Raw genomic sequence first — 23,329 nt, 5'->3', positions numbered from 1 at the left:
GGTGGAACCTGTGGCCGTTACGCTATTACCGCGTCGAGTCTTCATCGTGACTGATGGCTTTGCGGGCCATGGCGAGCGCCGTCAGAGACGGGCGTTCGGGAATAAAGCGCAGGGTGTACCAGGTACCGTTTTCGTTGCTGACCGTCATGTCCGCGTTGATCTGGCGGGCAAATCCACGAATAAGCTGCATGCCGATTCCTTCCCTGCGAGTCCTGGACTCGCTGGCCTGACCGGCATCAATGCCAATGCCATCATCCCCCAGCTTCAGTTCCACCAGTCCTTCTTTTTCAGGATATGATGGAACGACTTTGTGCAGGGCAATGATGATATGTCCGGCCCGCTCGCCGGGAAATGCATATCGCAGGGCATTGCTGAGCACCTCGGTCACGATCAGCGCAATGGGTACGGCCTGATCAGGAGAGATCAGAACGTGTTCGATATCCAGCCGAAGCCGGATACGGGTCTGGGCATTCATGCTGTTGGCTGAGAGCAGGATGCTGCAGAGTTCTTCCAGAAAACTCTGGACGTCCAGCGCCGAGAGGCCGCTTTCCGAATACAGGTAACGATGCAGGGTCGCGAGCGCCCTTACACGATCTCTTACGAGGCGGAATTCTTCGCGTGCCTCATGGGAGCGGATGCGGCTCGCCTGCAGGTTGAGCAGGGATGCAACAACCTGCAGGTTGTTCTTTACGCGGTGGTGGATCTCGCGGATCAGCATATCCTGATTTCGGGCCGACTGCTCCAGATCCTTTTCATGTTGGGTCAGCCGACGTGTGGCACGGAGGAAAGCTTTTTCCAGATGCCGGATTTCAAGCGGGATTGAATGATTGGTCCTGGGTGCAAACAGTGCGCCCCGCCTCCAGTCAGCAACGGCAAGGGCAAGCTTTTCAAGAGGATCAACCAGAAAGATGCTTGCGCCGAGTGCTACGACAAGCAGTTCCAGCACCAGCAAACCGACAATCAGACTGACCCGGATCAGAAAGATATTAAGAGCGTGGCTTTCTTCGGCCGTGCGCTCGGTGGCGACGATCAGACTGACCGGTCCGTAAGCATTCTGGAAAGCATATGTGATGCCCTGGCTTGTGAAGATATCGTGCTGGCTCAGGGAGGTAATATCCCTCTCCAGGCGGGTCATCGCTTTCGGGGGCAGATTTGCCGATATGGGACGATCTGGAAATAACGAATACAGAGATGAGTCCGGCATCGTCAGAAAATGCCGGGAATTATTGTCTGTTCCAAGGAGGAGACGGCTGCCTCCTTTCCGAAGATGGCTCTGCTGCCAGCCAAGGGTGCGTATGGCTATGATATAGCCGGAAACGGAATTATTGCTGAGAATGGGAACAACAAACTTCAGGAGCGGACCACGCTCACCCTTCAGGACATCTATCCCCACCACGGGAAGTCGTGCGGAGGCGGACATCATCGACGGTGATGCCTGTTCGGAAGAATGACAGATCGCTGCGTCCTGCGTTGACGGCGAAGGCAGCACGACCGAGGGGCGACCTTCCACATCCGTCAGCATCAGCAGGCAGTAATGATGCTGGGAGACTGTCTGGACAAGAGCAAATTCCCGTAGTGCGTTTCCCGACGAGATGTCGCCGTCAGCAAGCATATCCAGAAGCGTATGGGTCTGATCCAGATCCGTCGTGATTTCTGAAATTGCGAGCTGCATATCGCGTTCGGTTCGCAGGGTGCTGTTGCCGACATTCTGTTGATAGCTGTGCCAGGCAAGCATTGATGCGATGATGGCGAGAGGAAGAGTGGTCGCGACAATCAGTGCCATGACCCGGGCGCCGACAGTATCAAGCATACGGACATGGCGCAGGGCCTTGCGTCCGCGAAACAGACGATGCCAGCGCCTCGGCTTCAGGTCTGGAGAACCAGACCGGGTAACAGTCACTTGTTTCGGTCTTCCTCGATCAGTCTGAGAAGCTCATCGGGAATGGGCTCGTTTGCAACATCATCGAAAAGCTGATGAAGGCCCCGGCTCAGCCAGATACCAAAAGGTGAGTCCTGTTCCTCGGCCTTGATATCGTTGACTGAAGACTTCCGCTTGTCTCCTGCGGTCATTGGCTGGTCCCGAACCTTCCTGTGACGTCAGAAGCGCAGATTCTGCACTTCTGATACTGATTATGGCGCGAACTCCGGCCTCTTTTCGAAAAGCCGTTGCGGGATGAACTGCCAGAAACAGTCTTACGAAAACACCGCGTTTTCTGCAATCGCTTCCAATCCGCAATGGACGGGATTTGCCCTGCTGCAGACAACGTGGTCAGGAGAGCATGAGATCCTCAGAAGAATGGCCAGCGCGACGGCGGGCATCCATGGCATCGCGCAGGGCTTTGACTTTCACACGGAGCTTGTCGTTGGTCGGAAGGTCTCCGCTCATCCAGGCTTCCAGCTGACGGCGGGCCCGGAAGACGCGGCTTTTTGCCGTGCCGACGGCGCAATCCGTTGCCTCGGCCAGCTCTTCGTAGCTCATGCCCTGAATCACGACCATGACAAGAGCTTCGCGCTGATCGGACGGGAGACGGGAGAGCGCCATCGACAGATCCTTCAGGGCGAGACTGTCTTCATGGGTGGCCGGGCTGGCGAAAGACGCTGCGGGCACATCGTCGATATCAGTCGTCTCACGACGCTTGCGAAGATCGGAAATGAAACGGTTGCGCAGAATACGGTGCATCCACGCCGAAAAATTCGTTCCCGGGATAAAGCTGTTCTGTGCAGCCAGAGCGTTGCACACGGCGTCCTGTACGAGGTCTTCGGCAGCCGCACGGTTGCGGGTCAGGGAAAGGGCCTGAACGCGCAGCTTCGGAAGAATGGCAATAACCTGATCGTGGAACGTCATGGAACTGACTCCTGATTTCGTTCTGTTTTCAGGAGATCAATGAATGGCCAAACGAAAATGTTGCATCCCGAGGCGCATAATTTTTGAAAATAAAGCTGCTGCGTCAAAATTCCCCGGAATACAGCCAAAAATCAGTCAGTCTTTTTTTCCTGATCTGGTTCTGGGTCGTCGGTATTTTCTGAGGCCAGCTCTGCAAGGCGGGCTCTGGCCCGGGAAACACGGGCCCTCATGGTGCCGGCGGGAACATCACAGATCTGCGCGGCGTCCTCGTAAGAAAGTTCCTGTCCGCCCACGAGGATCAGGGCTTCACGTAACAGATCGGGAAGTTTCCAGAGCAGCTCTCCCAGATCCTGGACGGCATCGCGGGCGTTCTGACGCGAGGGGGCAGCGGTCGAGGGCTGCATGTCGAGTTCGATATCGAGCATGATCTCCTGCTCGCGTCTGCGTCGGCGCGTCTGTTCGTAAAAGGCATTTCTCTGAATTGTGAACAGCCACGCTTTCAGGACCGTTCCCTGCTGGAACTGATCCTGACAAGCCAGTGCACGGACAATCGTGTCCTGAACCAGATCATCCGCAGCCACCGCATCCCGTGTCAGGAAACGTGCGAACCCTCGCAGATCTGGCAGGGTCTGCAGCAGATTACTGTGGAAACTGATTTTTCCGGGAGATGGGCCTGATTGGTGCCCTTCGGACGCTGGTGTGTTCAGAAGAAGATCCTTCACGCGACATTGCAGACGGTCGCGCAGTCACAAACACTATACGGAGATTGGGCATCGTGTCATGGTTATTCGACCTTCATAGCAGGATGCATTCCGTTTCGGGGTGGGTCGGCAGATATCTTTTTCAGGAGGCCATGGACTCATGACTGATCCGGCACGTCAGGAACTCGTCAAGGCACTTCCCTATGCCCGCCGCTTCGCTCGCGCCCTTGTCGGTGACCAGAAAACGGGTGATCAGCTTGTCGCCGCGGCACTGAAAACGCTGATGGAGACATCTCGCAATAATGGCCTGTCTGCGCGACAGGCGCTTTACGGCCTGCTTGTGAGTGCATTCCAGGAGCAGCATGCCGCAGATGCCACGGTGGGCATGCCCCTCCGTCAGCGTGCCCTTCTTCTGCTGACGTCTCTCGAGGAACAGTCTCTTGTGTCCAGTGCACAGGCTCTTGGGATGACTGAAGAAGAGGCAGCGGCTGAACTCAACAAAGCGCGCGCGGGCCTTCAGGGCATTGCCCAGACCAGCGTTCTGATTATTGAGGATGAGCCGATCATCGCCATGGACATTCAGGATCTGGTCGAACGCTGCGGTCACAGGATTGCGGGGGTTGCCCATACGGAAGCCGATGCGGTTGCTCTGGCAGCAAAAACAAAACCCGGTCTCATTCTCGCGGATATCAATCTTGGCGGCGGCGGGGATGGCATGCAGGCTGTAGGGCGCATCCTGCGGACTCATGAGGCACCGGTCATTTTTGTTACGGCCTATCCGGAGCGTCTGCTGACGGGTGAAACGCAGGAACCGTCTTTCGTCATTACCAAGCCATTTGAGCCGATGACGCTGGCCGTCGCGACTTATCAGGCCGTTACCGGTGGCGTCACGCCTGTCTGATGTCATAATTTGGTTTGGGGGTGACTTGCGGCGGACGTCCCGCTGCGACACATAGGAAGCCATGTCGGCACCCATACTCTCCCTTCAGAATATTACCTTTACTCTCGGCGGACGACCGCTTCTTGATGGCGCGGAGTTTGCTGTCCTGCCCGGTGAGCGCATCTGTCTTGTTGGGCGGAATGGTTCCGGAAAATCCACGTTGCTGAAGATCGCTTCAGGCGATCTTGTGGCGGATTCCGGGAAGCGCTTCGTGCAGCCCGGCACAAAGGTCCATTATCTGGCGCAGGAGCCGGATCTTTCGCGCTACGCCACCACGTTCGATTACGCATCTGAAGGCCTTGACGAGACCGAGGCCTATCGTGCGCGTTCGATGCTGGCCGAACTTGGTATGACGGGGGAAGAAAGCTGTCAGAGTCTCTCAGGTGGGGAAGTGCGGCGCTGCGCCCTCGCCCGTGCTCTCGCTGCCGAACCTGATCTGCTGCTGCTTGATGAGCCGACCAACCATCTGGACCTTCCGTCCATCACATGGCTGGAAAAGGAGCTCTCCGCCTCCCGTTGCGCGATGATCGTTATCAGCCATGACCGTCGTTTACTGGAGACGCTGTCTCGTAGCGTTGTCTGGCTGGAAAATGGCGTGACGCGTCGACTTGACCAGGGGTTCGCCCGTTACGAAACCTGGCGTGATGAGGTGCTGGACCAGCAGGAGCGCGACGCGCACAAGCTCGACCGCCAGATCGCGCGGGAAGAAGACTGGATGATTTACGGCGTCACGGCGCGTCGCAAGCGCAATGTCCGCCGTGTTGGAGAACTGGCAGCGCTTCGGGCGCAGCGTCGTGAGCTTGCCTCCCGTAACAAGGGTACGTTGCGAATGGCGGCGACTGATGCCGAAAGCGCGGGCAAGATCACGATTGCAGCAGAAGGCCTTAACTGGGCTTATGATGACCGGGCCATCGTCAAAGATCTCGACCTGCGGATTCTGCGTGGTGACAGGCTGGGGCTGGTGGGAGCGAACGGCGCTGGCAAAACAACGCTTCTGCGCCTTCTGACCGGGAAGATGGAGCCGCAATCCGGCACCATCAAGATGGGACCTTCCGTGGCCATGGTGACGCTGGATCAGCAGCGTGAAAGCCTCGATCCAGCGAAAACGCTGGCCGAGACCCTTGCTGGCGGCAGTGGGGACATGGTGCAGGTGGGCGACGAAAAGCGTCATGTCATCGGCTATATGAAAGACTTCCTGTTTCGCCCGGAGCAGGCTCGTACGCCGGTCGGAAAGCTTTCGGGCGGAGAGCGGGGGCGGCTGGCACTGGCCTGTGCTCTGGCCAAGCCGTCGAGCCTCATGGTGCTTGATGAACCGACCAACGATCTGGATCTGGAAACGCTGGATCTTCTTCAGGACATGTTGGCCGACTATGCGGGTACGGTTCTGCTGGTGAGCCATGATCGTGATTTTCTTGATCGGGTGGCGAGTTCGGTTCTGGTCTCAGATGGCGGCGGAGACTGGATCGAATATGCGGGCGGTTATTCGGACATGCTGATCCAGCGTGGAGAGGCGCCGGCAGGCCGTGAAGCTTCATCTTCGGGCGCAGAAGAGATTACACCAAAATCTGCTTTGAAAACAGACAAGAAGACGAAGAAGCTCAGTTATAACGACAAACGGGCGCTGGACCTTCTTCCCAAGAAAATGGCTGATCTGGAAAAGAAGATTCAGGCCTATCGCGACGTTCTTGCAGACCCGGAGCTTTATAGTCGGGATTCTACAAAATTCGAGAAGACCACGCAGCTTCTTGAGGCCGCCGAGGGGGAATTAACCCAGTCCGAGGAAGAGTGGCTTGAACTGGAAATGAAAAAAGAACTTCTTGAAAATCAGTGACTTGAAAGAAATTCTTTAGCTTTCTGGTAGGGTTGGGATCAGGCCGGAAAGCTCCATGATCTGTCTGGATCTCTGGATGCTGTCCGTGACACGGATGGCGGCGTCCAGTGCCCTGATCCCGGCCTGTGCATCGACCAGAACGGGAGCGCCATGAAGGCATGAAGCGGCGAAGGCTTCATGTTCGGCCGCCAGATTGTCGTGGTCTTTCCAGCTTATGGCTTCTCGCCGGAAGCCTCCTGTGCCCGGAAGAGGCATTCCCCGTTCACGACCGATGAAGCTCAGTTTGCGTTCCACAAAATCGGCGGAAAGATATCCGTCCTGTGAGAACAGTCGCATACGGCGTTCTGTTTTCAGCGAAATCCGGCTTGCCGTGATGGTGGCCACACAGCCGTTTTCAAATCTGACGCGGGCATTGGCAATATCTTCATGCGCGCTCGAAACTGCCGCGCCCAAGGCGTCGATTTCTCCAATGGGGCTGTCCACGATTGCCAGAACAAGATCGAGATCATGGATCATCAGGTCAAGAATGACCGAAACGTCTGTCCCCCGAGGTTTGTATGGGGCAATGCGGGTTGCCTCGATGTAGAGAGGGGCTCTGATCCGTTCGGTGATGGCGCGGTGTTCGGCGGAATAGCGCAGCAGATGGCCAACCTGGAGTATTTTTCCAGTCTGAGCCGCCAGTTCGGCCAGAGCATGTGCCTCGTCCAGAGTGGCAGCGATCGGTTTTTCGACCAGAACATGCCGCCCGGCCCGGAGAGCCTGGCTGGTCAGGGGAAAATGATATTCTGCCGGAGCCGCGATGATGACGGCATCGACCTGCTTGAGAAGATTTTCATAATTTGTGGCAATTCCGCAACGAGCTTCCGTTGCTACAACGGCGGCGCGTGCCGGATCGGGATCGTAAAGGGCGACAAGCTGTTCGGCCGGGTTTGAGGCGGATTTAAGGGCGTGAAACCGTCCGAAATGGCCGGCTCCGACGATACCGACACGAAGCTGCTGCGCTGTATTCATGGAGGTAGGCTTATCAGGCACGCTGTTTTCCGGGAAGGTCGTGCGCGCCCAAATAGGCAAAAGGTTGCATCGGCATGGCGGAAACGGCATGGTCCCGGCCAGAAAATGATCTGAAAAACGATCTGTCCAAATCCGCCGAGGACGTCTCGACCTGATATGATGTATTACAGCCGGCTTAGACTGCTGGGCGTCGCAGGCATCTGCCTGATTGGCGTGCTCCTGTGTCTGCCCAATTTCCTGCGTTCTCCCGCACCGTCCCTGCCCTGGCGGCAGATTCATCTGGGGCTCGATCTGCGGGGTGGTTCCTACCTTCTTCTTCAGCTCGATCTGAAATCCCTTGAGCATGACCGCTTGCAATCCCTTCAGGATCAGGCGCGCCAGACCCTTCTGGATCATTCTCTGGGCTATCGGGATTTTGTCCGCGATGATGCGACCGCGAGCCTAAGCTTTGCGCCGCGTTCGGTGGCCGAGCGCGATGCGGCGCTCAAGGCCATGCAGTCCCTGCCGCCTGTGGTGCCGAATGAATTCACGACGTCTGAAAAAGATGGTCGGATCGTTCTGACGCTTCAGCACGAAGCGATGCTGGCCCGGGCGCGTGAAGCTGTGGCGCAGTCGATCGAGATCGTTCGTCGTCGTATCGACGCGACGGGAGCGATCGACCCGAGCATTGCGCGGGAAGGCGACGACCGGATTGTTGTCGAGCTTCCGGGTGTCAGCAATCCTGAGCGGATCAAGAGCCTGCTGGGCACGACGGCGCGCCTGACGTTCCGCCTGCTCGCTCCGAACCCGAGCGTTGCGAGCCCCGGCTCGACGATGCTTGAAGACGAGAGCATGCATACGCAGGTTGCGGTGCAGGACCACGTCGATGTCGACGGGACGGACCTGACGAATGCCGGTGCGGTGATTGATCAGCAGAGCGGTGGCTGGGCTGTGACGTTCCAGCTCAACAGTGCGGGGGCGACGGCGTTTGCGAACGTCACGCGGGCCAATGTCGGCAAGCGCTTTGCGATCGTTCTGGACAACAAGGTTATTGAAGCCCCGAACATCATCAGCCCCATTACGGCCGGAAATGGTCAGATCACGGGTGGTTTCGATGCCCGGAGCGCGTCGGATCTGGCGTTGTTGCTGCGTGCGGGTGCGCTGCCTGCTCCGCTGTCTGTGGTCGAACAGCGCACGATCGGTCCGAGCCTTGGCGCTGCGTCCATTCGTGCCGGTATCATCAGCCTGCTGACCGGTCTGCTTCTGGTCATTGTGTTCATGGTGCTGTTTTACGGTCGATTTGGTCTGTATGCCGATATTGCGCTGTTTGCGAACCTGATTTTGATGGTTGGAATCCTGTCGCTGTTCCAGGCGACGCTGACTCTGCCAGGTATGGCGGGTATGCTACTGACTCTGGGTATGGCGGTTGATGCCAACATCCTGATCAACGAGCGTATCCGTGAGGAAGTGAAGCGCGGCCGGGGTCCGCTTCAGGCCCTGCAGGCGGGCTTTGATCGCGCCACCGGCACCATCATCGACAGTAATGCCACGGCGTTTCTGGCGCATGTCATGCTGTTCGTGTTCGGAACGGGGCCGGTCCGCAACTTCGCTCTGACGATCACCATCGGTATCGTCACTACCCTCTTCACGACCCTCCTGCTGTCACGCCTTCTGGTCGTGCGGTGGTACGCCCTCGCCCGTCCCAAAGAACTTCCGGTCTGATCGTCATGCTGTCACGTCCCCTTTTCCGTTTTGTCCGTGACGATCGGCGCATCAATTTCATGCGCGGCCGCCACATGGGGCTGATCGTTTCGGCGGTCCTCTCCATTGCTTCCGTCATCCTGTTTTTCCAGCCCGGCCTGAAACTCGGGCTGGACTTCCGGGGCGGCATCATCGTGGAAGCCCAGACCCCCGGCCCTGCCGATTTCGGCAAGCTCCGCGCCGCGCTGGACCATGCCGGTATTCATCCGGACGCCGTGCAGGCGTTCGGGTCGCCGCGTGATGTTCGGATTTCGATCAACGCTCCCGAAGGTGCGGATCGCGAGGCGCAGACCCAGAAGCTGGTCGACGGTGTCAAGAACGCCATATCGGCTGCTGAGCCGGGCACGCAGGTTCTTCGCGCGGATGCCGTTGGGGCTTCAGTATCGTCCGAACTGTTCCGCGACGGTCTGCTGGCGCTTGGTTTCAGCCTTGCGATGATTCTGGTCTATATCTGGGTTCGCTTCGAGCGCGAGTTCGCCATCAGTGCCGTGGTGACGCTTATCCTCGATCTGACCAAGACGATCGGCTTTCTGGCCATCACGCGCTTTGAATTCGATCTGGTGATGGTTGCGGCCCTTCTGACGATCCTGGGCTATTCCACGAATGACAAGGTTGTCGTCTACGACCGGATCCGGGAAAACCTGCGCAAGTATCGGACGATGCCGCTGCGGGACCTGCTGGATCTGTCCATCAACGAAACCCTCAACCGTACGCTTGGTACGTCCATGACCGTTTTTCTGGCGGCCCTGCCACTGGCGCTGTTTGGCGGAAGTACGCTGACCGGCTTTGCCACCGTCATGCTGTTCGGGATTGTCGTGGGAACGTCTTCGTCGATCTTTATTGCGGCGCCGCTTCTGCTCCTGATGGGCGAGAAGCGGTTGCGCAAGGAAACGGATGCAGGCTGATACGGCCTGCTCCCGTGAGAGACACAAAAAAACCGGCTCCCTCAGGGGAGCCGGTTTTTTTGTGTCTGTTCTGCCGGATGTGCCGTTATGGGAGGGGTTTTTTGCGGAAGATCCGCAAGAAGGCTGGAAAGCGCCTGATCGGCCTGCCGGTTCGCGGACGAACTTTGCAGCTTCAGGGCATTCAGTGTTGCCTGTTGCGCGGCCTTGTCCAGAGTGACCAGCCGCGTCAGACCCTCCGGGCCGATCTGTCCGGTCATGACGGCTCCCCGGGCCATGCCATGCGCGATCAGATACGCGTAAAGCCGGGAATTGGGGGATGGCGGCACTCCTGTCATTTCAGGCCGTGCCGCGCATCCGACCAGAAAGCCCCCCGCTACAAGCAGAGCCGTCGCAGAGCGCCAGACTGCTGGGCGGGAAACTTTCATGGCTGTCATCAGGAGTTTTTCTGGGCCAGCAGGTCGCGGATTTCCGTGAGGAGAACCTCTTCCTTGGTTGGAGCCGGCGGAGCGGCAGGTGCTTCGTCGTGCTTGCGGCTCAGCTTGCTGAGGATCCGGGTCAGCCAGAAAATGAAGAATGCAACGATCAGGAACTGGATCACGGCATTGAGGAACAGGCCGATATTCACGGTTACTGCGCCCGCCTTCTGGGCTTCGGCGAGCGTGTCTTTCACCGGACCCTTGAGGGTGATGAACAGGTTCGAGAAATCAACACCGCCAGTGAGAAGGCCGATGAACGGTGTCAGGACATCCTTGACCGCACTGCCGACAATCGCGCTGAACGAGGCACCGATCACGACACCGACGGCCAGATCGAGCACGTTGCCGCGCATGATGAATTTCTGGAAATCACTGACCCAGCCCGGAGTGTGCAGGGCGTGCTTCGTCTCGCTCATATCAAACCTTTCTTGGTATCCGTGAAATCACGGTCGCAGGCCTGACATTCGAGCCCGCTTTCATTGCAAGGGATAAACGGACTCACATGATCCAGTAAAGGCCACTTTCATCTGGAGGCGGTTTCCGTTATACGCCCCTGATGATTCGCTCCGGTCGGCATCGGAGCTTTCTTTATGGAGTAGACATTCATGAAATCCGGCATCCATCCCGACTATCACGAGATCACCGTCATCATGACCGACGGGACCGAGTACAAGACGCATTCCTGCTACGGTGAACCGGGCGCAACGCTGCGTCTTGACGTTGATCCGAAGTCCCATCCGGCCTGGACTGGCGTCCAGCGTATGATGGATACCGGAGGCCAGGTTGCAAAGTTCAACAAGCGCTTTGCAGGCATTGGTACGCGCACGAAGTAATTCGGCGCCCCTCCTCCCGCCTCCTCTTGAAGGCGGACAGGTCGGAACCTATCTGGAGAATCAGCCACGATGCCGTTCGGGTCGTGGCTGATTTGACCATAGCATTTTGCCATATCGGGAAATGCGCCAGATGATTCCTGCCAGAAGGAGGTTTCAATGACTTACGACTTTACGCCGCTGTTTCGCAGCGCGATCGGTTTCGACCGACTGGCCACGATGGCTGGCAATGTTGCCAATGCCCAGGCCCTTCCAAGTTATCCACCCTACAATATCGAAAAAACCGGCGAGACGAATTACGTCCTGACGATGGCTCTTGCAGGCTTTCGGCCTGAAGACGTAGATGTCGTTCAGGAAGACAATACTCTTGTCGTGCGTGGCAGCGTTCCCGAAAACAGCCGTGACCGGGAATGGCTGCATCGTGGTATCGCCACGCGGGCTTTCGAGCGCCGTTTCGTGCTGGCCGATCATACGGAAATCGACCAGGCGGATCTGGTAAATGGTCTGCTGTCCATTATGGTCCGGCAGGTTGTGCCGGAAGCTGCCAGGCCCCGCCGCATCCCCGTTCGAAGCGGAGAGGGGCAGATTTCGCCGTCCGGAACTGTTTATACGGCGTAAGCAGAGGGAGGCGTGCCTTAAAAGCGCGCCTCTCCGTTTTGGTGCTTGACCATCGCGGCTCCAGTGCCCCATACCCGTTTCCATTATCGCAGAGCATCCAGCAGGTGCCGCGATCATATCCCGGGCGGGATCGGTTCCTCGCCGGATACGCCTGATCGGTGCCTGCGGAAGCTGGCTCCATCCGTGTCCCAGCAAGGAACGCATCGACATGACCCTGCCTTTGATGCCCAAGGCGACTGCCGTCTGGCTGATCGAAAAAACCGGCCTTACCTTTACGCAGATCGCAGAATTCTGTGGCATGCATCCCCTTGAAGTCCAGGCGATTGCAGATGGCGAGGTTGCGGCCGGAATCAACGGTTACGACCCGGTCAAGAACCACCAGCTTGCCGAAGCGGAAATCAAGCGCTGCGAAAAAGATACCAACGCACGCCTGAAGATCATGCCGACGGCCAGCCCCGTGAAGCGCCGCGCCAAGGGTGCGCGCTATACGCCGGTTGCCAAGCGGAATGACCGCCCCGACGCCATTGCATTCGTTCTGCGCCAGTTTCCGCAGCTTTCGGAAGCGCAGATTGTCAAGCTGCTCGGTACCACCAAGGACACCATCATCAAGGTTCGTGATCGCCAGCACTGGAACAGTGCCAATATCAAGCCGCGCGATCCCGTGATTCTTGGTCTGTGCACCCAGACCGACCTTCATGCCGCGGTCACGGCTGCCAATGATCGACTGGCGCGCGAGGGCCATGCCCTTCCGGTCGTGGAAGCCTACGTGCCGGACAGCGACAGTCACGCCTGATCCGGAATGAATGCCTGACGGGTACTGGTCCGGTGCCCTTCAGGCATGATACTGCATTGGAGACAGTGGAAAGAATCAGTCTCTCCACAATGCCTGACTGTTCTCCGGGACCGGATGCCATGATGACTGACGACAATGCCATGCTGAAACGTCTGCACGAACTGCGCAGCGAGCATCGCGATCTGGATACTGTCATCGAGCGTCTCGTCCATCACCCCCTCAACCAGCTCCAGCTTCAGCGTCTCAAAAAGCGCAAGCTTCAGCTTAAAGATGAGATTTCGTGGATCGAGACCCGTCTCATCCCGGATAATATTGCCTGAATGAGCCAGATCCTCTCCGCCGAAGACACCCTTCAGAGCGACGCGCCCCTCCGTGTCGGCGTCATCATGGGCAGCCAGTCCGACTGGGACACCATGCGTCATGCCTGCGAGATTCTCGACGATCTGGGCATTGCCCATGAGCGACGGATTGTCTCGGCCCACCGCACGCCCGACCGGCTGGTGGAGTACGCCAAGACGGCGCGGCGGCGCGGATTGCATGTCATCATTGCGGGCGCTGGCGGAGCTGCGCATCTTCCAGGCATGTGTGCGGCCTGGACAAGCGTTCCCGTATTGGGCGTCCCGGTCCAGAGCCGGGCACTGAACGGTCAGGACAGCCTGCTTTCCATCGTGCAGATGCCCGGTGGCGTTCCGGTCGGCACGCTGGCAATCGGCAAGGCTGGCGCCATCAATGCAGGACTTCTGGCGGCGTCCATCCTGTCGGTTTCCGACGCTCAGGTCATGGCACGTCTGGATGCCTGGCGGGCGACGCAGACTGCTGCCGTGGCGGATGTTCCTGTCGAATGAACACACAGGATGTTTTTGTACCCGGCAATACGATCGGGATTATTGGTGGTGGCCAGCTTGGTCGGATGTCTGCCGTAGCCGCATCGAAGCTTGGCTATCACGTGCATGTTCTGAGCCCCGAATTTCCGAGCCCGGCCACGGAAGTCGCTGCTTCCGTTACGGTGGGGGCCTATGACGATCCGGCGGTTCTGGAGGACTTTGCCTCACGCTGTGATGTGGTGACGTTCGAGTTCGAGAATATCAGTGCCGAAGGTCTGGCTCTGCTGGAGAAGCACCGTCCTGTCCGGCCGGCGGGCGAAATCCTGCGGATCAGTCAGGACCGGATTACGGAAAAAACGCGCCTGTCCGAAATCGGTGTCAGCCTCGCACCCTGGCATGCGGTCAATGGTCCCGAGGATCTGCCCGGGCTGGAAACACTTGGTTTTCCGCTGATTCTCAAGACGACGCGCTTTGGTTACGACGGTAAAGGGCAGTTCCGCGTGCCGGATGCCGAAGCTCTGGCAGCTTTGGACAATCTCCCCTACCCGCTTGTTGCGGAGAAAATGATCGACTTCGAGCGTGAGCTCAGCGTGATGGTCGTTCGTGCTCTGGACGGGACTGTGCGGTGTTTTGATGCAGTTGAAAACCGCCATCGGAACGGCATTCTGGACATAACACTCGCGCCTGCCCGGGTCATGCCTGACATTGCCCGACAGGCGCAGGATATGGCAGCCCGGATTGCAGAAGCGCTGGGTCTGGTCGGAATTATGGGCGTGGAAATGTTCCACGCGGCTGATGGGAACCTCATGGTGAACGAGATTGCGCCCCGACCGCACAATTCCGGTCACTGGACCATGGATGCGTGTCTGGTGGATCAGTTCGAAATGCATGTGCGAGCTGTTGCAGGTCTGCCGCTGCCTCCCGCACGCCGCCATTCCGATGCGGTCATGCACAACCTCATCGGTCCGGAAGACATGGCGCGCGTTCCGGCCATTCTCGCGACAGACGGAGCATCGCTTCATCTTTATGGAAAGTCGGAGGCGCGCGAAGGCCGGAAAATGGGGCATGTAAACACCATTTTCCCACGAGGTGCCCTTCCCGGCGAGCTTGCGCTTGAAGGGCTTCTTCCGCCCCGCGGCTGAAACTTCAGAGCAGATTGTTGCGCCGGAAACTGGTGTGGCGGCCGTTGCCGATGATGAAATGATCCGCGATCGTGACGCCGACCACATCAAGGGCGGCCTGAACCTGCATGGTCATCTGAATGTCAGCTTCCGAGGGGGTTGGATCGCCGCTCGGATGGTTGTGAACCAGAACCAGAGCGCTTGCGCCGATTTCCACGGCACGTCTGGCGACTTCCCGTGGATAGACGGGCGTGTGATTGACCGTGCCTCTGGCCTGAGCCTCGTCAGCGATCAGACTGTTCTTGTCGTTGAGAAACAGGATCCGGAACTGCTCAATGTTTTCGCGTGCCAGTCGGGCCGTCAGGTAATCGAGGAGTTTCTGTTCGCTATCGAGAACATCTTCGGGCGGCAGGCGCGCCCGGTTGTAGCGCAGGGCCGCTTCCTGAAGGAGGCGGATCATGGGCACCATATGCGTACCCATGTCGTTGACGCTTTCAAGCTCGCGATTGCTGGCGGAGAGAACGGCGCCCAGTGATCCGAAACGGGCAAGGAGCGTGTGTGACAGCTCCCCACTCCCCGCCGCACGCCCTGTAAAGAGGACCGTCATCAGATGCAGCAGGGTTGCATCGTCGAGATGACGTCCGCGCCCTGTCAGAAGAGCAAGCGGTGGTTCCAGCCCGGGAGAAGACTCGGTCATGGCCGCAATCTGCCTCAGATCTCCCGATGACAGCCCCACCATGGCATCTGAAAAGCCGCTCGTTTCGCTGTTCATTCTACAGCAACCCTCCCTGACGCATGCTGGAGGGGGGGGCCTCGCCTGTGATGAGCACATCATGAAGTGTGATAGACAGGGGGCGCATTGCGAAATCCAGCTGTCGGGCCGCCTGTGACAGATCTGCGGGACGCTCGGTCGGGCGGACGTGGAATCCGATCAGGGCCGTGGCGTGCAATGCGAGCGCCCGGATGGCGATGGCGCGGTTGCGTTCTGTCGGCGTGTCGGCGTCAGGCGCGGTCTCATCCGCCAGAAGCCGATTGCGGTTGTCGAGATACAGAAGCCGGAGCTGTCCTGATATGCCGCCTTCAAGTGCCTGATCGAGATAGGTCACGAGCTGATCCCAGTTGCCGAGCGTTGGGCGTTCGCGCTGTTCCGAGGAGGCCAGCCGTTCAGCCGCAACGCCTGGAAGGCGCAGGACGCGGATGGCGTCGTCTTTCAGGCCCGCGGCCCGTAAGGACTGTGTCGGAGCACGAAAGACCTCGACCAGACTGCCGAAATGTCCGATCAGGCCTTTGGCGAGCGGTTTCGTGTCCTTGCGCGGAATCCCCGCGAAAAGAAGCATTTCCAGAATTTCGTAATCGGCCAGCGTACTCGCCCCGGTGTTCAGCACACGGGCGCGCATTCTGGCCCGGTGCCCCTGTGGACCGGTGCCGCGTGTCAGGTCGATGCGGGGATAGGTGTTGGCCATGACGGTATCTCACTCTATATCGGGAGGGTGCCGCAAGACCTCTCTTTCTCCCCGCCCGCCTCGACGCCCGAGTATCTCTCACGCCTCAACCCGGAGCAGAGACGCGCCATCGAGACGACTGAAGGCCCGCTCCTCATTCTGGCTGGTGCGGGAACGGGGAAGACGCGCGTCCTGACAACGCGCTTTGCGCATATTCTCCTGACCGGACGCGCCTATCCGAGCCAGATTCTGGCCGTGACCTTCACGAACAAGGCCGCACGTGAAATGCGCGAGCGTGTCAGCGCGATTTTGGGAGAACCTGCGGAAGGGCTGTGGCTGGGAACGTTTCACGCGATCTGTGCACGGATGCTGCGGCGGCATGCGGAATATGTCGGGCTGACCAGCAGCTTCAATATCCTCGACACAGACGATCAGATCCGCCTGCTCAAGCAGATCATGGAGCCCTGGAAGGTTGACACCAAGCGTTGGCCCCCGAACCAGCTCATGGGGATCATCCAGCGCTGGAAGGATCGCGGACTGACGCCCGACCGGGTGACACCGGCGGAGGATTCCGATTTTGCGAATGGACATGCGCTGGCGATTTACCGGGCGTACCAGGAGCGTCTGATTGCGCTCAATACGTGCGATTTCGGCGATCTGATGCTGCACATGACGGAAATCCTGCGGAACCAGCCGAATGTGCTGGCGCAGTATCATCGGAGTTTCCGCTACATTCTCGTGGATGAGTATCAGGATACCAATACGGTTCAGTATCTGTGGCTGCGTCTTCTGGCAAAGCGTGAGCATGGACCGTCCAACATTGCCTGCGTGGGGGATGATGATCAGTCCATCTATTCCTGGCGCGGGGCGGAAGTTGAGAATATCCTCCGGTTCGAAAAAGATTTTCCGGGTGCTGAGGTCGTGCGTCTGGAGCGCAATTATCGCTCGACGGCACAGATCCTCGCTGCCGCTGCCGGGCTGATTGCGCATAACGAGGGACGGCTGGGCAAGACGTTGCGGCCGGGCCGTGAGGATGCGGACGGCGAGAAGGTTCAGATCATCGGCGTTCGTGATTCGGACGAGGAAGCCCGAATCGTGAGCGGCGCCATTGAGCGCCTGCGCGGAGACGGGCATCCGCTTTCGGAAATCGCCATCCTGATGCGGGCCGGATTTCAGACACGACCGTTTGAAGAGAGGCTGATGCTGATCGGTATTTCGTATCGCGTCGTGGGCGGGCTGAGATTTTACGAGCGCGCCGAAATCCGGGACTGTCTGGCCTATCTGCGCGTTCTGTCTCAGCCTGCGGATGATCTGGCGTTCGAGCGGATCATCAATGTTCCCAAACGTGGGGTGGGCGCCGTGGCTGTGCAGAAGCTGCATGCCCAGGCGCGCGCTCTTCCGGGGCCTCTGAGCGCGGCTGTCAACTGGCAGCTTCAGGAAGGGCTGCTCAAGGGCAAGTCGAAGGAGGCGTTGAACGGGTTGATGGAGGCGTTTCATCGCGCCAAGGCAACGCTTGAGACCGAAGGCCACGTCGTTGCGGCCGAGCAGCTTCTTGAAGACAGCGGTTATCTTCAGATGTGGCGAGACGACCGCTCCGTCGAGGCGCCGGGACGTCTGGACAACATTCGTGAACTTCTGCGCGCGATTGGCGAATTCGGAACGCTTCAGGGTTTTCTGGAGCATGTCGCACTCGTCATGGATACCGAAAGCGAGACGTCCGATGACAAGGTCAGCCTCATGACGCTGCACGGCGCCAAGGGGCTGGAGTTTGACACGGTGTTCCTGCCGGGCTGGGAGGAAGGCGTGTTCCCGTCCCAGCGTTCGCTTGACGAAGGCGGAAACCGGGCGCTGGAGGAAGAGCGCCGGCTCGCTTATGTCGGGCTGACGCGGGCGCGGCGTCGGGCCATCGTGCTGCATGCAGCCAGCCGACGGATCTATGCGAACTGGCAATCCTCGATGCCGAGCCGTTTTATTGAGGAAATTCCGTCCGAGTATGTCCAGATGAATGGACAGGCCTTTGAGACGCGGCGTCAGGCTGCGACGGCACCGTCCATGTTCGCCTCCGGCCCACTGACCAGCACCCGTCCGTCCGGGTTTCGCGCTCCGCGTCCGAAGCTTCATGACGTGAAGCCGGAACCGACTGTCGCCATTGGAGCGACGGTTTTTCATCACAGGTTCGGCGAAGGCACGGTTATCGGTGCCGACGGACCGCAGTTGCACATCAATTTTGAAAACGGTGGCGTCAAGCGCGTCATGTCGAACTTTGTGGAGATCAGATCGTGATGGCACCCCGCAGCATTGGCCGTCGCCATGCCAGTGCGCTCGAAACCCTGTCCATCACGGTTGAAGAGCCTTTCGTTCCCCTGTTCGAGCAGGCCCTGATGTGTGCCTGCGAAACGGTGGGTATTTTCGAAGCCGACGACGCGCAGAAATACTGGCGCGTGGAAGGCGTGAAGGACACGGGCTTCAAGGAAGACGAGCTCGAAAATGCCTTGGCGGTCGCGCGGATTCTTACTGGCTGTGAGGCGGAGCTTGAACGCACTCCGACCGAATCTGAAGGCTGGCTGGCCCGGACTTACGAATCCTTCCCGCAGCAGAATGTCGGCAAGCGCTTTGCCATTCGCGGCACCCACCTGCATGGTGCGCCCGATCAGTCCCGTCTGACGATTACGCTGGATGCCGGAATTGCCTTCGGTTCAGGCGAGCACGGTTCCACACGCGGCTGTTTGCGGGCGCTGGAAATGGTCGCGTATCGCAAGCCGCAGCGTATTCTGGACATGGGCTGTGGGTCCGGCATTCTGGCGATGGCAGCGGCGAAATTGCTGCACCGCCCCGTTCTGGCCGTTGATATCGAGCCCTGGTCCGTGCGGACGGCAAAGCTCAATGCGCGGCTGAATGGTCAGGGCAATCTGCTGGACTGCCGTTTCGGCAATGGCTGGCAGACCGAGGCCGTGCGCGCCAAGGCGCCGTATGATCTGGTCTTCGCAAATATTCTGGCCCGTCCGTTGTGCCGGATGGCGCAGTCTCTGGCGCTGAACCTTGCGCCGAACGGAACGGCCATTCTGGCTGGGCTGCTCTATAGTCAGGCACGGATGGTTCTGGTGGCGCATCAGCGTCAGGGTCTTGTGCTGGAGCGTATTTTGCGTGAGGGCGACTGGGCCACGCTGATCCTGCGCCGCCGCGGGTGATGGGAACGCCGGGAATGCTGCCCCTGATTCGCAAGGCCAGCGTTGATGATCTTCCGGCCATCCTGCGTATCACCAATGACGCCATTGAAAACACCGACGCCCTCTGGATCACGACGCCCTTTACGCTGGAGCAGCGGCGTCAGTGGTTTGAAGACAGGCTGGCGCAGGGCTACCCCGTGCTTGTCGCCATCAATCCGGCTGGTGCGATTGCCGGATATGGTTCTTACGGGTCTTTCAGATCCTATGAAGGCTATGCCCGCACGGTTGAGCACTCGGTGTATGTGTCCCCCGATCAACAGCGCCGGGGCATTGGCCGTCATCTTTTGAAAGCTCTGATCGACCACGCAAAAGGCGCGGGCTTTCACGTCATGGTGGCCGTGATTACAGCTGACAACACCGCTTCCGTCGCAATGCACCGTGAGTTTGGTTTCCGGAACAGTGGCACGCTCCCTCAGGTCGGTCGCAAGCGTGACCGCTGGCTGGATCTGTTATTCATGACACTCTGCCTCGACGATATGTCTTCTGTGGAAAAGGACTTTTCATGACCCTGTCCTCCATCCCGCTCAACGAGCGCCCTGCCCTCGTTCGCACAGCCTGTAAACCGCTGGGTGTTGACGGTTTCATCATTCCGCGTGGTGACGAATATCTGGGCGAATATGTCGCCCCCTGTGCCGAACGGCTGGCCTGGCTGACGGGCTTTACGGGGAGTGCCGGTCTTGCCGCGATTCTGCCTGATGTGGCCGCAGTGTTTTCTGACGGGCGTTACACGGTGCAACTGGAAGAGCAGGTTCCACATGATCTGTGGGAGCGTCGGCATGTCGCGCTCGAGCCGATTGGCGACTGGCTGGCCGAGCATGCAAAAGGGCTGAAGGTTGGATATGACCCGCGTCTGGTCAGTCAGTCCATGCTGACCTCATGGCAGACATCGGGTGTTGAGCTCGTTCCGCTGTCACAAAATCCCATCGACCAAGCCTGGACAGATCGTCCTGCTGCTCCGGCCAGTCAGGTTATACCGCAACCCTTGGAATTTTCAGGGGAAAGCAGTGCGGACAAGCGTCTGCGTCTTGGGCAGATCCTAAGTAGGGATGGACATGACGCGGTCATTATTGCCGATTGCACGTCGCTGGCATGGCTGCTGAATATTCGTGGCAGCGATGTTCCTCTCACGCCTGTCGCGCAGGGTTATGCGATCCTGCATGCGGATGGGAGCGCCGAGTGGTTTGTTTCATCGGAGCGCCTGTCGGCGGGTGTCAGGGATATCTGTGGGTCGGGTGTGACAGTCTATACCCCCGCGGAACTGGCGCAGCGTCTTGGGGCGCTTAGTGGCAAAACGGTGTGCGTGGATCCCGTCTCCACGGCTGTGTGGTTCGATACTACGCTTCAGACGGCCGGAGCGACGGTCGTGGATGGAACGGATCCGTGCACGCTTCCGAAGGCGATCAAGAATAGTACTGAACAGGAAGGTGCACGGCAGGCTCATGCCCATGACGGTGTGGCGATGGCCCGGTTCCTGTATTCCCTGACGGTATCGGGGATGGGCCAGCACGAGACGGATCTCGTCTCGCGGCTGGATAGCCTGCGGGCCCGCTCCAGTGACTATCGGGAACAGAGCTTCGATGCCATTTCCGCAGTTGGACCGAATGGTGCTTTCCCGCATTATCGCGCGCAGGTTGGTCATGACCGGGTTCTGGAAGCCGGAAGTGTTTATCTGATCGACAGCGGTGGCCAGTACCCGTTCGGTACGACCGATATCACCCGCACGCTGTGGGTAGGGGATCAGGAACCGCCGTCCAATGTTCGTGAGGCGTTCACGCGTGTTCTGAAGGGCAATATCGCCCTCTCTCGCATCCGTTTTCCATCCGGCACGACCGGTCACCGTCTGGATGTTCTGGCACGGGCAGCCCTGTGGCAGGTGGGCATGGATTACGATCATGGGACCGGACACGGAATCGGAAGCTATCTGTCCGTTCATGAGGGCCCGCAGAACATTTCTCCTGCGCCGCGTCCTGTTGCGCTTGAAGCAGGCATGATCGTTTCCAACGAGCCGGGGTATTACGAGCCAGGGCAATACGGCATCCGGATCGAGAACCTGATGCTGGTGCGTCCGTCTTCGTTCAGGGGCAGCAAGGGCGCGTTTCTGGAGTTCGAGATCCTCAGCTATACGCCGATTGATCGCAGATTGATTGATGTGGCGCTTTTGAATGATGCCGAACTGAACTGGCTGAACGCCTATCATGCGGAGGTCCAGATGCGGGTCTCCCCGCATGTCGAGCCAGAGGTTGCAGAGTGGCTCGTGGAGGTTTGCAAACCGCTTCTCCGATAAAGTTGCAGGTATAACTGTTTTTTTACTTTTCCCGGTCATAAGCAGAAAAATGATCGGGAAAGTTCGCCTCCTTGCCGCGGCCGTGACGCTCTCCGGGGTGCCGGTTGCGCAGGCCTATGATGCTGCGTCCATCTGTAAGGCGGCGGTGCAGGCCGCCGAACAGCAGACTGGTATTCCGTCTCGTCTTCTCGACGCCATCAGCCGGGTGGAGAGCGGACGGCGGGACCCGAACGGTTCGGCGACTGTCGCCTGGCCCTGGACCGTGAATGCGGCCGGAAAAGGTTATTTCTACGAAAGCAAGGACGAAGCCATTGCAGCAGTGCGGGATTTCCAGGCGCACGGCATCGTCTCGATTGATGTGGGCTGTATGCAGATCAACCTGCATCATCATCCGGACGCTTTTTTCTCGCTCGAAGATGCTTTTGACCCGTTCAGCAATGCCCGTTACGGCGCCCGTTTTCTGTCCGGACTGCATAATCAGCTTCAGGGTTGGCCGGCAGCGACGGCTGCCTATCATTCCCTTACCCCGGCTCTTGGTGCGGATTATGCCCGTCATGTGCTGGCCATCTGGAACGGACAACCCGACAGCTACCGGCCCCCAGACTTTCTGCCACAGGTCGTGATGACGGCGTCAGGCCTTCAGGCCATGCTTCCAACTGCCAGACCTGCTCCTTATTTTGCGTTGAACAGGCAATCCGGATTTTCCGAACGTCCGACGCCGCGTATGGAAGCCATGCCGTCTGTTCACATGGTGTCTTATGCCCCCCCGCCTCGCATCATCCATCATGCAGTCGGGCAGGCTGGAAGCACTGTGCCCATGCATGGTGGACGGGATCTTGCCTCCTATCGCGCCATGCCGGTTCGTCTGGCATGGCGACAACGCTGATCAGTATCCAGACCAGCCAGCACCTGCTCCAGCATAGGCTCCATGCGACGACGCATGATGGTGGGTGACGGAAATTCCCTCATCATCGGGGTGGTGAACGCAGGCCGACAGTCCTAGAAAAAGCGTTACGATCAACACGCGAAACATCATGTGACGGCTCACCTTACACTTTGAAATTTTCTGCAGGAGAACCCGGACCAATCCGGTTCGTTTTGTACGTCATGACTGGAGAAAAATCATGAAGTTCCTGCTTTTCCTGCTGATTGGCGCCATGGCGGCCCGGACGTGGTTCCGTATTCTGGCCAACACGTCTTCCCGCTCGACTCTGATCGGAAACAAAGGCGCGTGAAGCGTCCCTCCTGACTAGAAAATTTCCGGCACCTCAGGCCGTGACGCATCGAGCCAGCCCTGAAGCATATAGGCGGCGGCCATCTTGTCGACAACCTCGGCTCTGCGGCCGCGTGTCATGTCGGCATCCTGGATCAGAAAGCGGTTAACGGCGCTGGAAGACAGGCGTTCGTCCCACAGTCCCGCGGGAATCCCGAGCCGTTCTGACAAAGCCTGTGTCCAATCGGACGCCGCGCGTGCAGCGGGACCAAAAGATCCATCCAGTGAAAGTGGCAGCCCCACGACAAGAGCGCCAACGTCCTGTGCGAGCACGATTTTGGCAAGTTCCTGTGCATTTTCTCCCAGTTTTCTGCGCTTGAGGCCGATCAGGGGAGAGGCCAGCATGAGAGAAACATCCGTCAGCGCGACGCCGATGGTCTTTGATCCGGGGTCAAGCCCGAGGATGCGTTGACCGGATTGAACGAGATTACGGAGATCATGTGGATTGAACAGGGGCATAGCACGGCG

Annotated in this window: 26 protein-coding genes; 15 read left to right on the top strand and 11 right to left on the bottom strand. The window is 58.8% G+C overall.

Going from position 1 to position 23,329, the window contains the following annotated elements:
• Positions 1–25: 25 nt before the first annotated feature.
• The 4 genes from HK22_RS03840 to HK22_RS03830 form a co-directional block, all read right to left on the bottom strand.
• Positions 26–1,900 carry a sensor histidine kinase gene (locus HK22_RS03840; RefSeq protein ID WP_233142377.1) on the bottom strand — a complete coding sequence of 625 codons (1,875 nt, stop codon included), beginning with the start codon at positions 1,898–1,900 and terminating at the stop codon, positions 26–28.
• Positions 1,897–2,070 (bottom strand): NepR family anti-sigma factor, encoded by a 174-nt coding sequence (locus HK22_RS15070; protein WP_158093537.1) that lies wholly within the window; start codon positions 2,068–2,070, stop codon positions 1,897–1,899. Before HK22_RS15070 ends, HK22_RS03840 begins: the two co-directional genes overlap by 4 nt.
• A gap of 199 nt (positions 2,071–2,269) precedes the next feature.
• Positions 2,270–2,845, bottom strand: coding sequence for a sigma-70 family RNA polymerase sigma factor (locus tag HK22_RS03835; protein ID WP_062028693.1), 576 nt, complete (start codon positions 2,843–2,845; stop codon positions 2,270–2,272).
• Between the two features lie 131 nt (positions 2,846–2,976).
• Positions 2,977–3,483: a sigma-70 family RNA polymerase sigma factor gene (locus HK22_RS03830; protein ID WP_086648483.1), complete on the bottom strand. Its 507-nt coding sequence runs from the start codon at positions 3,481–3,483 to the stop codon at positions 2,977–2,979.
• A 223-nt stretch (positions 3,484–3,706) separates the two neighbouring features.
• Between HK22_RS03830 and HK22_RS03825 the strand changes: the two genes are divergently transcribed.
• Both HK22_RS03825 and HK22_RS03820 read left to right on the top strand, forming a co-directional pair.
• A complete protein-coding gene (locus tag HK22_RS03825; RefSeq protein ID WP_086648395.1) occupies positions 3,707–4,447 on the top strand; it encodes a response regulator in 741 nt (246 codons plus the stop codon).
• Between the two features lie 61 nt (positions 4,448–4,508).
• A complete protein-coding gene (locus HK22_RS03820) occupies positions 4,509–6,317 on the top strand; it encodes an ABC-F family ATP-binding cassette domain-containing protein (RefSeq protein ID WP_086648394.1) in 1,809 nt (602 codons plus the stop codon).
• 15 nt (positions 6,318–6,332) lie between these two features.
• Here HK22_RS03820 and HK22_RS03815 read toward each other — a convergent pair whose 3' ends face one another.
• The gene (locus HK22_RS03815) at positions 6,333–7,328 is read right to left on the bottom strand and encodes a Gfo/Idh/MocA family protein (protein ID WP_086648393.1); all 996 of its coding nucleotides are present in this window, start codon (positions 7,326–7,328) and stop codon (positions 6,333–6,335) included.
• Between the two features lie 159 nt (positions 7,329–7,487).
• On the opposite strand from HK22_RS03815, the gene secD reads away from it, so the two are divergent.
• Positions 7,488–9,029 (top strand): protein translocase subunit SecD, encoded by a 1,542-nt coding sequence (secD, locus tag HK22_RS03810; RefSeq protein WP_086648482.1) that lies wholly within the window; start codon positions 7,488–7,490, stop codon positions 9,027–9,029.
• Between the two features lie 5 nt (positions 9,030–9,034).
• Positions 9,035–9,973 (top strand): protein translocase subunit SecF, encoded by a 939-nt coding sequence (gene secF, locus HK22_RS03805; protein ID WP_062028701.1) that lies wholly within the window; start codon positions 9,035–9,037, stop codon positions 9,971–9,973.
• 41 nt (positions 9,974–10,014) lie between these two features.
• Here secF and HK22_RS03800 read toward each other — a convergent pair whose 3' ends face one another.
• On the bottom strand, positions 10,015–10,398 hold the full coding sequence (locus HK22_RS03800) for a hypothetical protein (protein ID WP_233142375.1): 384 nt from the start codon (positions 10,396–10,398) through the stop codon (positions 10,015–10,017).
• 8 nt (positions 10,399–10,406) lie between these two features.
• On the bottom strand, positions 10,407–10,865 hold the full coding sequence (gene mscL / locus HK22_RS03795) for a large-conductance mechanosensitive channel protein MscL (protein WP_062028706.1): 459 nt from the start codon (positions 10,863–10,865) through the stop codon (positions 10,407–10,409).
• A gap of 189 nt (positions 10,866–11,054) precedes the next feature.
• On the opposite strand from mscL, the gene rpmE reads away from it, so the two are divergent.
• The 6 genes from rpmE to HK22_RS03765 all read left to right on the top strand — a co-directional run bounded on the left by rpmE (position 11,055) and on the right by HK22_RS03765 (position 14,656).
• Entirely contained in the window at positions 11,055–11,282 is a 228-nt protein-coding gene (gene rpmE, locus HK22_RS03790) for a 50S ribosomal protein L31 (RefSeq protein ID WP_062028708.1), read from the top strand.
• 156 nt (positions 11,283–11,438) lie between these two features.
• Positions 11,439–11,897 (top strand): Hsp20 family protein, encoded by a 459-nt coding sequence (locus HK22_RS03785; RefSeq protein ID WP_198945474.1) that lies wholly within the window; start codon positions 11,439–11,441, stop codon positions 11,895–11,897.
• A 208-nt stretch (positions 11,898–12,105) separates the two neighbouring features.
• The gene (locus HK22_RS03780) at positions 12,106–12,690 is read left to right on the top strand and encodes a DUF1013 domain-containing protein (RefSeq protein ID WP_062028710.1); all 585 of its coding nucleotides are present in this window, start codon (positions 12,106–12,108) and stop codon (positions 12,688–12,690) included.
• A 119-nt stretch (positions 12,691–12,809) separates the two neighbouring features.
• Entirely contained in the window at positions 12,810–13,010 is a 201-nt protein-coding gene (locus HK22_RS03775; RefSeq protein WP_011253895.1) for a YdcH family protein, read from the top strand.
• Complete coding sequence (gene purE, locus HK22_RS03770) at positions 13,011–13,535, top strand: 5-(carboxyamino)imidazole ribonucleotide mutase (protein ID WP_062028712.1); 525 nt, start codon at positions 13,011–13,013, stop codon at positions 13,533–13,535. It begins immediately after the preceding gene.
• Positions 13,532–14,656 carry a 5-(carboxyamino)imidazole ribonucleotide synthase gene (locus tag HK22_RS03765; RefSeq protein ID WP_086648391.1) on the top strand — a complete coding sequence of 375 codons (1,125 nt, stop codon included), beginning with the start codon at positions 13,532–13,534 and terminating at the stop codon, positions 14,654–14,656. The genes purE and HK22_RS03765 overlap by 4 nt, the downstream gene beginning before the upstream one ends.
• A 4-nt stretch (positions 14,657–14,660) precedes the next feature.
• On the opposite strand, the gene radC is transcribed toward HK22_RS03765, so the two are convergent.
• Both radC and HK22_RS03755 read right to left on the bottom strand, forming a co-directional pair.
• Positions 14,661–15,407, bottom strand: coding sequence for a RadC family protein (radC, locus tag HK22_RS03760; protein ID WP_369827198.1), 747 nt, complete (start codon positions 15,405–15,407; stop codon positions 14,661–14,663).
• A 1-nt stretch (position 15,408) separates the two neighbouring features.
• Complete coding sequence (locus HK22_RS03755; RefSeq protein ID WP_086648390.1) at positions 15,409–16,098, bottom strand: JAB domain-containing protein; 690 nt, start codon at positions 16,096–16,098, stop codon at positions 15,409–15,411.
• Between the two features lie 27 nt (positions 16,099–16,125).
• Here HK22_RS03755 and HK22_RS03750 point away from each other — a divergent pair, with 27 nt between their 5' ends.
• The 5 genes from HK22_RS03750 to HK22_RS03730 are packed head-to-tail and all read left to right on the top strand — an operon-like array spanning position 16,126 to position 22,474.
• The gene (locus HK22_RS03750) at positions 16,126–18,360 is read left to right on the top strand and encodes an ATP-dependent helicase (protein WP_086648389.1); all 2,235 of its coding nucleotides are present in this window, start codon (positions 16,126–16,128) and stop codon (positions 18,358–18,360) included.
• The gene (locus HK22_RS03745; protein ID WP_062028723.1) at positions 18,360–19,265 is read left to right on the top strand and encodes a 50S ribosomal protein L11 methyltransferase; all 906 of its coding nucleotides are present in this window, start codon (positions 18,360–18,362) and stop codon (positions 19,263–19,265) included. Before HK22_RS03750 ends, HK22_RS03745 begins: the two co-directional genes overlap by 1 nt.
• A 14-nt stretch (positions 19,266–19,279) precedes the next feature.
• Positions 19,280–19,810, top strand: coding sequence for a GNAT family N-acetyltransferase (locus HK22_RS03740; protein ID WP_086648480.1), 531 nt, complete (start codon positions 19,280–19,282; stop codon positions 19,808–19,810).
• On the top strand, positions 19,807–21,588 hold the full coding sequence (locus tag HK22_RS03735; RefSeq protein ID WP_086648388.1) for an aminopeptidase P family protein: 1,782 nt from the start codon (positions 19,807–19,809) through the stop codon (positions 21,586–21,588). The genes HK22_RS03740 and HK22_RS03735 overlap by 4 nt, the downstream gene beginning before the upstream one ends.
• A gap of 49 nt (positions 21,589–21,637) precedes the next feature.
• The gene (locus HK22_RS03730; protein WP_062107410.1) at positions 21,638–22,474 is read left to right on the top strand and encodes a transglycosylase SLT domain-containing protein; all 837 of its coding nucleotides are present in this window, start codon (positions 21,638–21,640) and stop codon (positions 22,472–22,474) included.
• On the opposite strand, the gene HK22_RS15065 is transcribed toward HK22_RS03730, so the two are convergent.
• Positions 22,475–22,624 (bottom strand): hypothetical protein, encoded by a 150-nt coding sequence (locus HK22_RS15065; RefSeq protein WP_158093536.1) that lies wholly within the window; start codon positions 22,622–22,624, stop codon positions 22,475–22,477.
• Between the two features lie 213 nt (positions 22,625–22,837).
• Positions 22,838–23,320, bottom strand: coding sequence for a Holliday junction resolvase RuvX (gene ruvX / locus HK22_RS03725; RefSeq protein ID WP_062028730.1), 483 nt, complete (start codon positions 23,318–23,320; stop codon positions 22,838–22,840).
• Between the last annotated feature and the right edge of the window lie 9 nt (positions 23,321–23,329).

This window comes from Gluconobacter sp. DsW_056, from assembly GCF_002153595.1.
GTDB lineage: Bacteria > Pseudomonadota > Alphaproteobacteria > Acetobacterales > Acetobacteraceae > Gluconobacter > Gluconobacter albidus.
This window is presented reverse-complemented; position numbering and strand designations above follow the sequence as displayed.

Excerpts from the sequence above, each read along its gene's own strand:
- HK22_RS15070 (WP_158093537.1), bottom strand. The coding sequence starts at position 2,070 with ATGACCGCAGGAGACAAGCGGAAGTCTTCAGTCAACGATATCAAGGCC.
- HK22_RS03835 (WP_062028693.1), bottom strand. The coding sequence starts at position 2,845 with ATGACGTTCCACGATCAGGTTATTGCCATTCTTCCGAAGCTGCGCGTT.
- HK22_RS03825 (WP_086648395.1), top strand. The coding sequence starts at position 3,707 with ATGACTGATCCGGCACGTCAGGAACTCGTCAAGGCACTTCCCTATGCC.
- HK22_RS03820 (WP_086648394.1), top strand. The coding sequence starts at position 4,509 with ATGTCGGCACCCATACTCTCCCTTCAGAATATTACCTTTACTCTCGGC.
- HK22_RS03815 (WP_086648393.1), bottom strand. The coding sequence starts at position 7,328 with ATGAATACAGCGCAGCAGCTTCGTGTCGGTATCGTCGGAGCCGGCCAT.
- secD (WP_086648482.1), top strand. The coding sequence starts at position 7,488 with ATGTATTACAGCCGGCTTAGACTGCTGGGCGTCGCAGGCATCTGCCTG.
- secF (WP_062028701.1), top strand. The coding sequence starts at position 9,035 with ATGCTGTCACGTCCCCTTTTCCGTTTTGTCCGTGACGATCGGCGCATC.
- HK22_RS03800 (WP_233142375.1), bottom strand. The coding sequence starts at position 10,398 with ATGAAAGTTTCCCGCCCAGCAGTCTGGCGCTCTGCGACGGCTCTGCTT.
- mscL (WP_062028706.1), bottom strand. The coding sequence starts at position 10,865 with ATGAGCGAGACGAAGCACGCCCTGCACACTCCGGGCTGGGTCAGTGAT.
- rpmE (WP_062028708.1), top strand. The coding sequence starts at position 11,055 with ATGAAATCCGGCATCCATCCCGACTATCACGAGATCACCGTCATCATG.
- HK22_RS03785 (WP_198945474.1), top strand. The coding sequence starts at position 11,439 with ATGACTTACGACTTTACGCCGCTGTTTCGCAGCGCGATCGGTTTCGAC.
- HK22_RS03780 (WP_062028710.1), top strand. The coding sequence starts at position 12,106 with ATGACCCTGCCTTTGATGCCCAAGGCGACTGCCGTCTGGCTGATCGAA.
- HK22_RS03775 (WP_011253895.1), top strand. The coding sequence starts at position 12,810 with ATGATGACTGACGACAATGCCATGCTGAAACGTCTGCACGAACTGCGC.
- purE (WP_062028712.1), top strand. The coding sequence starts at position 13,011 with ATGAGCCAGATCCTCTCCGCCGAAGACACCCTTCAGAGCGACGCGCCC.
- HK22_RS03765 (WP_086648391.1), top strand. The coding sequence starts at position 13,532 with ATGAACACACAGGATGTTTTTGTACCCGGCAATACGATCGGGATTATT.
- radC (WP_369827198.1), bottom strand. The coding sequence starts at position 15,407 with ATGAACAGCGAAACGAGCGGCTTTTCAGATGCCATGGTGGGGCTGTCA.
- HK22_RS03755 (WP_086648390.1), bottom strand. The coding sequence starts at position 16,098 with ATGGCCAACACCTATCCCCGCATCGACCTGACACGCGGCACCGGTCCA.
- HK22_RS03745 (WP_062028723.1), top strand. The coding sequence starts at position 18,360 with ATGGCACCCCGCAGCATTGGCCGTCGCCATGCCAGTGCGCTCGAAACC.
- HK22_RS03740 (WP_086648480.1), top strand. The coding sequence starts at position 19,280 with ATGCTGCCCCTGATTCGCAAGGCCAGCGTTGATGATCTTCCGGCCATC.
- HK22_RS03735 (WP_086648388.1), top strand. The coding sequence starts at position 19,807 with ATGACCCTGTCCTCCATCCCGCTCAACGAGCGCCCTGCCCTCGTTCGC.
- HK22_RS03730 (WP_062107410.1), top strand. The coding sequence starts at position 21,638 with ATGATCGGGAAAGTTCGCCTCCTTGCCGCGGCCGTGACGCTCTCCGGG.
- HK22_RS15065 (WP_158093536.1), bottom strand. The coding sequence starts at position 22,624 with ATGATGTTTCGCGTGTTGATCGTAACGCTTTTTCTAGGACTGTCGGCC.
- ruvX (WP_062028730.1), bottom strand. The coding sequence starts at position 23,320 with ATGCCCCTGTTCAATCCACATGATCTCCGTAATCTCGTTCAATCCGGT.